General features: G+C 73.7%; 13 protein-coding genes. 7 read left to right on the plus strand and 6 right to left on the minus strand.

The window, feature by feature from the left end:
• Position 1: 1 nt before the first annotated feature.
• From DEJ16_RS13985 to DEJ16_RS14000, 4 genes are all read left to right on the plus strand, one after another.
• Positions 2 to 1,342, plus strand: coding sequence for a sensor histidine kinase (locus tag DEJ16_RS13985; RefSeq protein ID WP_110825878.1), 1,341 nt, complete (start codon positions 2 to 4; stop codon positions 1,340 to 1,342).
• On the plus strand, positions 1,339 to 2,019 hold the full coding sequence (locus tag DEJ16_RS13990) for a response regulator transcription factor (RefSeq protein ID WP_258365997.1): 681 nt from the start codon (positions 1,339 to 1,341) through the stop codon (positions 2,017 to 2,019). The genes DEJ16_RS13985 and DEJ16_RS13990 overlap by 4 nt, the downstream gene beginning before the upstream one ends.
• Before the next feature lie 43 nt (positions 2,020 to 2,062).
• A complete protein-coding gene (locus tag DEJ16_RS13995; protein ID WP_110825879.1) occupies positions 2,063 to 2,575 on the plus strand; it encodes a GNAT family N-acetyltransferase in 513 nt (170 codons plus the stop codon).
• A 144-nt stretch (positions 2,576 to 2,719) separates the two neighbouring features.
• Entirely contained in the window at positions 2,720 to 3,079 is a 360-nt protein-coding gene (locus DEJ16_RS14000) for a hypothetical protein (RefSeq protein ID WP_110825880.1), read from the plus strand.
• 117 nt (positions 3,080 to 3,196) lie between these two features.
• Here DEJ16_RS14000 and DEJ16_RS14005 read toward each other — a convergent pair whose 3' ends face one another.
• On the minus strand, positions 3,197 to 3,838 hold the full coding sequence (locus DEJ16_RS14005) for a GntR family transcriptional regulator (protein ID WP_110825881.1): 642 nt from the start codon (positions 3,836 to 3,838) through the stop codon (positions 3,197 to 3,199).
• Positions 3,839 to 3,931: 93 nt separating this feature from the next.
• On the opposite strand from DEJ16_RS14005, the gene DEJ16_RS14010 reads away from it, so the two are divergent.
• The 3 genes from DEJ16_RS14010 to DEJ16_RS14020 are packed head-to-tail and all read left to right on the plus strand — an operon-like array spanning position 3,932 to position 6,757.
• Complete coding sequence (locus tag DEJ16_RS14010; protein WP_110825882.1) at positions 3,932 to 4,630, plus strand: DUF969 domain-containing protein; 699 nt, start codon at positions 3,932 to 3,934, stop codon at positions 4,628 to 4,630.
• On the plus strand, positions 4,627 to 5,697 hold the full coding sequence (locus tag DEJ16_RS14015; protein WP_110825883.1) for a DUF979 domain-containing protein: 1,071 nt from the start codon (positions 4,627 to 4,629) through the stop codon (positions 5,695 to 5,697). Before DEJ16_RS14010 ends, DEJ16_RS14015 begins: the two co-directional genes overlap by 4 nt.
• A complete protein-coding gene (locus DEJ16_RS14020) occupies positions 5,684 to 6,757 on the plus strand; it encodes a DUF2891 domain-containing protein (RefSeq protein ID WP_258365998.1) in 1,074 nt (357 codons plus the stop codon). The genes DEJ16_RS14015 and DEJ16_RS14020 overlap by 14 nt, the downstream gene beginning before the upstream one ends.
• Positions 6,758 to 6,779: 22 nt before the next feature.
• Here DEJ16_RS14020 and DEJ16_RS14025 read toward each other — a convergent pair whose 3' ends face one another.
• The 5 genes from DEJ16_RS14025 to DEJ16_RS14045 all read right to left on the minus strand — a co-directional run bounded on the left by DEJ16_RS14025 (position 6,780) and on the right by DEJ16_RS14045 (position 10,339).
• On the minus strand, positions 6,780 to 7,085 hold the full coding sequence (locus DEJ16_RS14025; protein ID WP_110825884.1) for a putative quinol monooxygenase: 306 nt from the start codon (positions 7,083 to 7,085) through the stop codon (positions 6,780 to 6,782).
• Between the two features lie 91 nt (positions 7,086 to 7,176).
• The gene (locus DEJ16_RS14030) at positions 7,177 to 8,118 is read right to left on the minus strand and encodes a biotin-dependent carboxyltransferase family protein (RefSeq protein ID WP_110825885.1); all 942 of its coding nucleotides are present in this window, start codon (positions 8,116 to 8,118) and stop codon (positions 7,177 to 7,179) included.
• The gene (locus DEJ16_RS14035; protein WP_110825886.1) at positions 8,115 to 8,747 is read right to left on the minus strand and encodes an allophanate hydrolase subunit 1; all 633 of its coding nucleotides are present in this window, start codon (positions 8,745 to 8,747) and stop codon (positions 8,115 to 8,117) included. Before DEJ16_RS14035 ends, DEJ16_RS14030 begins: the two co-directional genes overlap by 4 nt.
• Positions 8,744 to 9,517 carry a LamB/YcsF family protein gene (locus DEJ16_RS14040; protein ID WP_110825887.1) on the minus strand — a complete coding sequence of 258 codons (774 nt, stop codon included), beginning with the start codon at positions 9,515 to 9,517 and terminating at the stop codon, positions 8,744 to 8,746. The genes DEJ16_RS14035 and DEJ16_RS14040 overlap by 4 nt, the downstream gene beginning before the upstream one ends.
• A gap of 90 nt (positions 9,518 to 9,607) precedes the next feature.
• A complete protein-coding gene (locus tag DEJ16_RS14045) occupies positions 9,608 to 10,339 on the minus strand; it encodes a hypothetical protein (protein WP_146232897.1) in 732 nt (243 codons plus the stop codon).
• Positions 10,340 to 10,463 lie beyond the last annotated feature (124 nt).

The raw sequence follows: 10,463 nt of genomic DNA on the forward strand, positions 1-10,463 counted from the left end.
CGTGACGGAGAGACGACGACGGTACGTCGACGAGTGGCGCGGCTGGACCGGGCGGACCTGGTACCTCCTGACGGCACTCCCGGTGGACCTCGTCGGCTTCGTCGTCGTCCTGACCCTGCTGTGCCTGGGGATCGGGCTGGGGATCGTGTGGGTGGGGCTCCCGGTGCTGGCCGTGACCGTGCGGACCGGACGCCTGCTCGGGGTGTTCGCCCGCCGCCGGGCGGGCAGGGTCGGCGAGGTCCCGGATGCTCCGGACTGGACGGTCCGTCCGACCCTCCCGACCGGCGTCCCCGGGGTGCGGTTGGTGGCGCCGCTCGCGGACACCAGGAACTGGGCCGCGACCGTCCACACCCTCGCGACCTTCCCGGTGTCGGTCGCCACGTGGGTGGCCACGGTGACGTGGGGCGCGCTCGCACTGGGCGCCGTCACGTACCCGGCGTGGAGCTGGGCCGTCACCCCGGCCGACGACATCTGGCTGGAGCGGGTGGCCGCGGGCATCGGGGAGACCGGGCAGTGGACCGGGACGGTGCTCCGGCCGGTGGTCGTCGTCCTCGCCGGACTCGTCCTCGCCGCGACGTTCCCGTTCGTCACACGCGTCCTGGTCGTGCCGCACCTGGTGCTCGCCGGACTCCTCCTCGGGGAGCGGCAGGACGTGCAGCTGCTCCGTGGGGCGCAGCGCGCCGAGGCCGGACGTCGGGCCGCCCTCCTCGCCGAGGACGCCTCGCTGCGCCGGCTCGAGCGGGACATCCACGACGGCCCCCAGCAGCAGCTGCTCCGCCTGCAGTACGACCTGGCCATCGCCCTCCGCCGGTTCCCGGACGACACCGCAGCCGCCGAGCGGCTCGTCGAGGAGTCGTTGGACCGGTCGAAGGTCGTGCTCGAGACGATCCGGAACCTCTCCCGCGGACTCGCACCGCCGATCCTCCAGGACCGCGGTCTCGCGGCGGCCGTCCAGGCCCTGGCCGAGGACAGCGTCCTGCCGACGACGGCGGACGTCCGGCTGGACGCCGCCGGGGCCGGGCTCGCCGCCGTCGAGCGGAGTGCCTACGCGATCCTGTCGGAACTGCTCACGAACGTGACGAAGCACGCCCATGCGAGCAGCGCGACGATCCGGGCGGTGGCCGCCCCGGGCGGCGACCTCGAACTGGAGGTCCGCGACGACGGGGTCGGCGGCGCCCGACTCGACCCCGGACACGGGCTGGACGGACTCCGGGACCGCGTGGAGGGTCTCCAGGGCGTGTTCACGGTCATCAGCCCGCCCGGGGGACCGACCGTGGTGCGGGTCCGCATCCCGGTCCCCGTCGAGGCACCGGCGACCGGAGGTCGTACCCTGACCGGGTGACCCTCGGAGCAGGTGCAGTCCCCGCCGCGTTGCGCATCGTCCTCGCCGAGGACTCGGTCCTGCTCCGGGAGGGCACGATCCGCCTGCTCGAGGAGGCCGGGTTCACGATCGGCGGGTCGTACGGGGACGCCGGCGGCCTGCTCGCTGAGCTCGCGACCGTGCGACCGGACGTCGCCGTGCTCGACGTGCGGATGCCGCCCACGTTCCGGGACGAGGGTCTCCGCGCGGCGATCCGGATCCGGACCGAGCACCCCGAGGTGGCTGTGCTGCTGCTCAGTCAGTACGCGGAACTCGACTACGCACGAGAGCTCCTCGCGACCGGCGAACACCACGTCGGGTACCTGTTGAAGGACCGGATCTCGTCGATCGACGACCTCCGGGACGACGTCGCCCGGGTCGCCCGCGGCGGTCTGGTCCTCGACCCGCAGATCGTCCAGCGCCTCATCACCCGCCGGACCGACCCGGTCGAGCGCCTCACCCCGAGGGAACGCGACGTCCTCCGGCTCATCGCCGAGGGACAGACCAACCAGGCGGTCGCGCACCGGCTGCGCATCGCGGTCGCGTCCGTCGAGAAGCACATCAGCTCGATCTTCACCAAGCTCGACCTCGAACCGACACCCGACGCGCACCGGCGGGTGCTCGCCGTCCTCGCCTGGCTGCGGGGCGGCGGCGCCTGACGGCAGCGGGACCCTGACGACACCGGACCGGGAGGACCACCGGATGCCACTGCCCGACCACATCGTGATCCGCCGCACCGGCCCCGAGGACTGGCCCGTGTTCCGCGACCTGCGCCTGCGGATGCTCGCGGACACCCCGCTCGCGTTCCTCGAGACCCTGGAGCACGCACGGCAGCTCGGCGAGGACGAGTGGCGTCGGCGCGCCGGCAGCGGTGCCGAGGCCGACACGCCCTGGTTCGTCGCGGAGGACGTGACGACCGGCGGGTGGGCGGGCATCATGGGCGGTCGACTCGACGGCGGCGACCCGCTCCTGGTCGGCGTCTTCGTCGACCCCGAGCACCGGGGGCGCGAGTCCGGCGTGACGGACGCGCTCCTGGACGCGGTGGAGGACTGGGCGCGGGGCCGGGGCGACCGGATCCTCCTGCACGTGCACGAGGACAACCCGCGCGCCATCGCCTTCTACCGTCGTCGTGGGTTCGTCCCCACCGGCCGACTCGTGCCCTACCCCCTGCCGCCGTACGGCGAGGAACTGGAGCTGCGCAAGGCCCTACGGTGAACGGTCCCGGTCGTCGCACGGCTGCGTCCGTCGGCGGGTGCGGTGCGGCGACGCCGGAGTGTCCGCAGGACGCGCGCCCGCCCGGCCCGCCTGGTGGGTTCCCGGCGAGCGGGGGCTTTGATGGTCTAGCGAAAGGGGCTCCCGATGAAGACCATCCACTACGACAACACCGTGATCCTCACGAGCGACGACGTCGCCGACGCCGTGATCGAGTACGCCGCGGCGCTCTCCGGCGGTGACCGGGCCGACACCGTGGCGGTGCCGTCGGTCGCCGAGGACGGCACCATGACGACGACGAAGATCCTCATCGGCCCGTCCAGCGAGGTCGTCGTCGCCGACGCGGAGGAGGACGAGCTCGAGCTCGAGAACGACGAGTTCGTGGCCCGACTGCGCGCCGCTGCCCGCACGTTCGGCCACGACACCGTCATCCACGCCGACACGCGGTCGGACCTGACGACGGGCGACGACGAACCCGGAGCCCCGGCGGAGGCGGCGAAGCCCTGAGCGGGCACGCGGGCGGTGGCCGTGACGCCGTCGGCGTGCAGCGCCGGACGCGGCCGTGGCCGGCGTCCTGCTCGACCGCGGGCGCGCGCACGAGGGGGGGGTCGTGCCTCCCAGCCGTCAGCCCGCGCTGGCGGCAGACCGCAGCGTCGCCTCCGCGTCGTCGAGGTAGTCGGCCAGGAGCGCTGCCGCGCCGTCCCGGTCGCCGGCCCGCAGCGCCGCGACGATCGCCTCGTTCCGGTCGACGAAGTCCGCGTGGAACGCCGCCGGGTCGTCGGTGGTGAGGAACGCCAGGCGCATCTCGGCGAGCAGAGCGTCCATGAGCACGTGCAGCCGCTCGCTCGGCACGGCCCGCACGAGCTCGGAGTGGAACCGGATGTCCGCCGTGCCGACCGCGCGCCAGTCACCGGCGGCGGCCGCCGACCGCGCGTCGGACACCGCGGACGCAGCCGCGGCCAGGGCGGGGGACTCCGGGGTGCAGGCGCGGATGCCCGCCTCCTCGAGGACGCGCCGGGCCGCGTAGAGGTCCGTGACGTCCGCCACGGACAGGCGGCGCACGAACACCCCGCGGTTGAAGACGTGCTCGACGAGCCGGTCGCGCGCGAGCAGCCGGAACGCCTCGCGCAGGGTGTTCCGCGAGACGCCGAACTGGTCGCTCAGGCGCTCCTCGGACAGCTGCGTGCCCGGCATGAACGCGCCGTCCGCGATCGAGGACCGCAGCCGTGCCGCGGTGGACTCTGCTCCGCTGACCGTCCGTGTCATGCCCCGATCCTCGCAGAGCACTCGTGTGACCGGCGTGTTACAGATCCGGCCGGGTCTTGAGATTGTTCAACAATGCACGCCAGACTGGCCCGCATGTTCGTCCTCATCGGCGTCGCCGTCGTGATCATCGGCTTCGCGTTGCGCATCAACGCGCTGCTCGTGGTCACCGTGGCGGGCATCGTCACGGCAGCCATCGGCGGGATCGACCCCGTCGGCATCCTCACCGCGTTCGGCAACGGGTTCGCGTCGAGCCGGAGCGTCACGACGTTCGCGCTCGTGCTGCCCGTCATCGGTCTCATCGAGCGTTACGGACTCCAGGACCAGGCGAAGCGGCTCATCGCGAAGCTCGACAAGCTCACGACGGGCCGCATCCTCGCCGGGTACCTGGCGGTCCGGCAGGTCACCGCCGCGGTCGGCCTGACGAGCATCGGCGGGCCGGCGCAGACCGTCCGCCCGCTCGTGCACCCGATGGCGGAGGGCGCGGCGACCAAGAAGTACGGCCGCATCGACGAGCGGATGCGCGAGAAGATCAAGGGCTTCTCGGCGTCCTCCGACACCGTCGGGGTGTTCTTCGGCGAGGACGTCTTCGTCGCGGTCGGGTCGATCCTGCTCATCACGACCTTCGTCGACACCACGTACGGTCTCGCGCTCGAACCGATCGACCTGGCGCTGTGGGCGATCCCCACCGGCATCGCGGCGCTCATCGTGCACGGCATCCGCCTGCTCCTGCTCGACCGGAAGCTCGACAAGATGGCGGCCGACGTCCGCCAGACCGAGGGGGTCGCGGCATGATCACCAGCGAATGGCTCTACTGGCTCATCGGCGCGTTCTTCATCGCCGTCTCCGTGTTCATCGTCACGGACCGCTCCCACGCCAAGCGCCTCGGGAACGCCGCCTTCTGGGGCATCCTCGGGCTGTCGTTCTTCGCCGGCACCTTCGTCGTGTCCGGGGTGATCCCCGCCTGGGTGCTCGGGATCGCCGTCCTCGTGATGGTGGCGCTCGCCGGCCTCGGCTTCACCGGCACGACGAGCCGCACCCGCGTCGCGAGTGTCCCCGGCGCCGGGGTGGGCTCCGCGACCGGCCCGGCCGAGCCGACCGCCGTCACCACCCGCCCGAGCTCGAGCACGAGCGTCCTCGCGACGACGAGCCCGGACGAGCGCGCCGCGTTCGCGCAGCGGTACGGGAACAAGCTCTTCATCCCGGCGCTGGTGATCCCGGTCGTGGCGGTCCTCGTCGCCACCCTCGGCCCGCTCGTCCGGATCGGAGGGGAGCCGCTCCTGGCCGAGGGGAGCGCCACCCTGACCGGGCTCGGCATCGGCTCGGTGCTCGCCGTGGTCGTCGCGGTGTTCGTGCTCCGTCCGCCGCGGCTCGACACCCCGGTCCGCGAGGGCGCACGGCTGCTGCAGGCGATCGGCTGGGCGGCGCTCCTGCCGCAGATGCTCTCGACACTCGGCATCGTGTTCACCCAGGCCGGCGTCGGCACGGCGGTCGGCACGATCATCAAGGCGGTCCTGCCGGACGGGTCCCTGTTCGCCGCGGTCGTCGTCTACTGCCTCGGCATGGCCCTGTTCACCGTCATCATGGGCAACGCCTTCGCGGCGTTCCCGATCATGACCGCCGCGATCGGCTGGCCGGTCCTGGTGCAGGGCTTCGACGGCAACCCCGCCGCGATCTTCGCGATCGGCATGCTCGCCGGCTTCTGCGGGACCCTGGTCACCCCGATGGCCGCCAACTTCAACCTCGTGCCCGCCGCCCTGCTCGAGATGCGGGACAAGTACGGGCCGATCAAGGCGCAGCTCCCGACCGCCGGGATCCTGCTCGTCGTCAACATGGGAGTGATGTACCTTGTCGCATTCTGACCCCGCCGACGGTACGCCGTCGTCCGCACCGGACCTGGCCCGCGCCGCCTGGGCCGCCGGCTTCGCCGCCGTCGCCCTCGACAACACCACGCGCGAGTACCCGTACGCCGCGCACCACACGACGTCGGGTCCGGAGGACCGCGCGCTCCCCGTCGAGCTGCACCCCGCCTTCGCCACGTCGTACGACTGGCACTCGTCCGTGCACATGCACTGGCTCGCGACGCGTCTGGTCGCGTACGGCGTGCCCGCCGACCTGGAGGCCCGGATCACCTCCGTCCTGCAGGCGCACCTCTCCGCCGACCACCTCGCGACCGAGGCCGCGTACCTCCGCGCCACGCCGCACTACGAACGGCCCTACGGCTGGGCGTGGCTGATGCGGCTCGCCGCCGAGGTCGCCGCCTCCGAGGTGCCGGCGGTCCGCGCACTCGCGCCGGGCTTCGCGCCCGTGGTCGAGGTGCTCGAGGACCTGGTCACCCGCTGGGTCGAGGGCGCTGCGCACCCGGTCCGGCACGGCGTCCACTCGAACTCCGCGTTCGGGCTGCTGCTCGTGCTCGAGGGTGCCCGGTCGCTCGGCCGGACCGAGCTCGTCGCCACGGTCGAGCGCACCGCCCGCGAGTGGTTCGGCGCCGACGCCGGGTGGCCGTTCGCGTGGGAGCGCAGCGGGCACGACTTCCTGTCCGCCGGGTTGGCCGAGGCAGACCTCATGCGTTCGGTGTTGCCGGCGTCCGAGTTCGAGACCTGGGCGCGGGCGTTCTTCTCCGAGGTCTCCGCCGGTGACGCGATCCTGACCCCGACCACCGTCCGCGACGAGAACGACCCGCAGCAGGTGCACCTCTTCGGCCTCGACCTGTCCCGGGCCGGATCGGCACGGCGCATCGCCGACGCCCTGCGCTCCGCCGACGCCGAGGACGCCGACCTCACGGCCCTGCTGGACGGCGCGGCCGACCGGCTGCTCGCCTCGGGGCTCGCCGCGAGCGTCGGCGAGGAGTACTACTCCACGCACTGGTTGGCGAGCTTCGCGTGGGACGCCATGGAGGCCCGGGAGCACGCAGCCCGCTGATCCTGCCGCACCGCGACGAGTGTCAGCGCAACGGGATGGTCTGACCGAAGGTCTTCGTGACCGGCGGGGCGGCGAGCACTGCGCCGAGCGCCTCCGCCGCGCCCTCGGGGGTGGCGCGCCAGGCGACGTAGGCGTCGTGGTCCTCGGCGGTGGCCCAGCGCTCCAGCACGACCATGCGCGTCGGGTCCTCGTCGTCGACCAGGACCTCGAGCGACTCGTTGCCCTGCCGGGCTGCGGTCTGCGCGAGGGTCTCCCGGATCGCGGCCTCGACCGTGTCCGCTGCGACGTCGTTCCGGATCTGGACCTCGAGGAAGACCGTCATCGTCATGGTGTGCACCTTTCGTCGTCGGACCCCGTCCGCTGACGGCGCCCCGTGACGGCAACCACGACCGGCGGGGAGTTGTTCCGGGTGCGCTGCGTCAGCGGGCGATGCGGAAGTGCAGCGTGTCACCGGGGCGGAGCTGCGCCGCACGGTCGACGGACTCCGGCGTCAGGACCGCCACGACCGGGTAACCGCCGGTGACCGGGTGGTCGGCGAGGAACAGCACGGGGAAGCCGGCCGGCGGGACCTGCAGCGAGCCGGTCTCGACGCCCTCGCTGGGGAGCTCGCGGGTGACCGCACGCACGAGGGAGGCGTCTGCGGTGGTGCGGACCCCGACCCGGTCGCTGTCCGGGGTGACGTGGAAGTCCTGGCCGGTCAGGGTGGCCCGCCAGGCCGGTGTGAACCAGTCGTCACGGGGACCGGGCACGACGTCGAGCACCACGGGGTCGCCGGGCCGGGGCAGGAGCGGCGGCGGTACCGCGTCGACCACCGGCCAGGGGCCGACGCCGAGCCCGTCCCCGGCCGTCGCCCTACCGTCCGTGGTCGCCGTGGCACCGCGCACGGCGGGCCCGACCGGCAGGACGTCCCCGGCCGACAGCGGTGCGGGACCGAGCTGCGCGAGCGAGTCCCACGACCGACTGTCGAGCACCGGCTCGACCGCGATGCCTCCGCGGACGGCGACGTACGCGCGGAGTCGGTCCTCCGGCAGCCCGACCCGCAGGGTGTCGCCGGGCTCGAGGAGGAGCACCTCGTAGGCGGCCGCACCGCGCACTCGTCCGTCCGCGCGTTCGATCGACACCGGACACGGTGCCCCGGTGACGGCGGCGACCACGTGCGCGTCGGTGCGGAGCGCGACGGAGCCGAGGAGGGCCTCCAGGACGGCAGCGTGCGGACGGTTGCCCACCATCCGGTTCGCCAGTGCGGCCGACCCCCGGTCCGCGGGGCCGGCCGCACCCAACCCCATGTCGCTCAGTCCGGGACGGCCGAGGTCCTGTGTCGTCACGCCGTAACCGACCTGCACGACGGTCAGGGCACTCACGACCGTGCCGCCGCGTCGACGAACCGCAACCGGACGCCGGCCGGTGCGAGCGCCGGCGGGGTGCGGTCGAGCGACCACATCGGCACCTCGGTCCGGCCGATGAGCTGCCAGCCGCCGGGGGAGGTCCGCGGGTAGACGGCGCTGAACTCGCCGGCCAGGGCGACGGCGCCGCTCGGGACGGCGGTGCGCGAGGTGTCGCGGCGGGGCAGGTCGAGCGACGGTGCGGTGCCGGTCAGGTAGCTGAAGCCGGGGGCGAAGCCGCAGAAGGCACTCGTCCAGACCTGCCCGGTGTGCCAGGCCACGAGTTCCCCACGGGTCATGCCGGTGAGCGCGCCGACGGCGTCGAGGTCGGCGCCGTCGTAGGTGACCGGGACCACGACCGGGTCGCGGTCCGCGCGGTCGTCCGAGGGGCGCACCGGCTCGACGTCCGACAGGAGCGCGCGGAGTCGTCCCGCGTCGGTGGCGGTCGGGTCGAAACGGAGGAGGAGGGTCCGCGCACCGGAGACCACCTCGGTGACCCCGGGCAGCGCGGACGCGGTGAGGCCGGCTCGGAACGCCACGACGTCGGTGAGGGTGTCGAACGTCGCCAGCAGCGCCGTCGCCCCGGCGACCCGGACGTCGGGCGTCATGCCGCGGCGGCGGTCGAGAACGCCGTGATGCCGACGCCCTGTTCCGTCAGGAGCGTCCGGATCGCCCGCGCCATCGCGACGGCGTCGGGAGAGTCACCGTGCACGCAGATGGAGTCCGCCGCCACGCGGACCTCGGAGCCGTCGACCGCGGTCGCGACACCCTCGGTGACCATGCGGAGCACGCGGGCCGCGACCTCGTCCGGGTCGTGCAGCACCGACCCCGGGCGGCTGCGGGACACGAGCGACCCGTCCGGCTCGTAGGCGCGGTCGGCGAAGGCCTCGCGCACCGCGCGGAGCCCGTGGCGTTCTGCGGCGAGCACCAGCTCCGAGCCGGGGAGGGCGAGGACCGACAGGGACGGGTCGACGTCGGCGACCGCGCGGACGACCGTCTCGGCCTGCACCGGGTCGGCGCAGGCGGTGTTGTATAGCGCGCCGTGCGGCTTGACGTACGTGACGGCGGTCCCGGCGACCCGGGCGGCCATGATGAGCGCGCCGAGCTGGTGCACGACCTCGGCGTACAGCTCGTCCGGGGTGACCGCGACGGGGCGGCGGCCGAAGCCGAGCAGGTCCCGGTACGCCACGTGTGCTCCGACGGCCACCCCGCGCTCGGCGGCGGCCCGGCACGTGTCGAGCATGATCGTCGGGTCGCCGGCGTGGGCCCCGCAGGCGATGTTCGCGCTGGACACCACGTCGAGCATCGCGTCGTCGTCGCCCGCGGTCCAGGCGCCGAAGCCCTCGCCGAGGTCGCTGTTCAGGTCGATCGTGGGCACGCGGACCTCCTGTCGGGATTGTTCAACAATGTAGCGCCCGCCGCCGGCCGTGTCACCGTCGGGATCCCCGGCGGCGATGCGTCGACCCGGCTACAGCGCGTCGACGAACATCTGCGTCGCGAGCGGGACGTTCGTCGTGTTCGACGTCGGGTCCCACCCGACCAGCGCGACGACGTCACCGCCGACCCTGGCGGTGTGGCCGACGAGCGTGAACGCGTTGCCGCCGACGGTGCCGCGCACGCGCCAGCTGATCGCCTCGTCGGTACCGGTCAGGGACGGCTCCGCCGTCTCGACGGTGGTCTCGATCGGCTTGCCCTGCATCGAGAACAACGCCGAGCCGTCCGCGCACCGGGTCAGAGCACTGCGAGCGTCCTCGACCAGGTCCGTCGCGGCAGCGGTCTCCCCGGTGCTGGCGACGACGGCGGTCATCGACCGGTCGTTGCTCGTGCCGAACACCACGGTCCCGGCGTCGTCCGAGGCGTCCCACCCGACGCCGAACGGGGCGAGGCAGCTGGCATCGGAGACCGTCAGGCCCGGGTAGACGGAGTCGAGCATCGCGTCCGTCGTGGTGAACTCGGCGGGCCTGAACTGGATGCGCTGGAACACGCCGGTCAGCTCGGCCTCGGTGTGGGCGGACGCGCGACCGCCCGTCGACGACGCCGACGGCGTGGGCGCCGCGCTCGTCACCGGGGCGCTCGGGGCGGGCGCCGATGTCCGGGCTCCGGCACCGCCGGTGGTGTCGTCCCCGCCGCCGGAGCAGCCCGCCAGGGTCAGTGCCAGGACGGCTGCGGCCGCGGCGACGGGCATGGTGGTGGTTCGCATCGGTGTCCCCCTCGTGTCGACGGCCCCCTCGACCGCCCGACGCGTCGAGGCTATCCGGCGACCGGGCTGTCCGGCGACCGGGCTGTCCGGCGACCGGGCTACCCGGCGACCGGGCCATCCGGCG

Source organism: Curtobacterium sp. MCJR17_055 (genome assembly GCF_003224335.1).
GTDB lineage: Bacteria > Actinomycetota > Actinomycetes > Actinomycetales > Microbacteriaceae > Curtobacterium.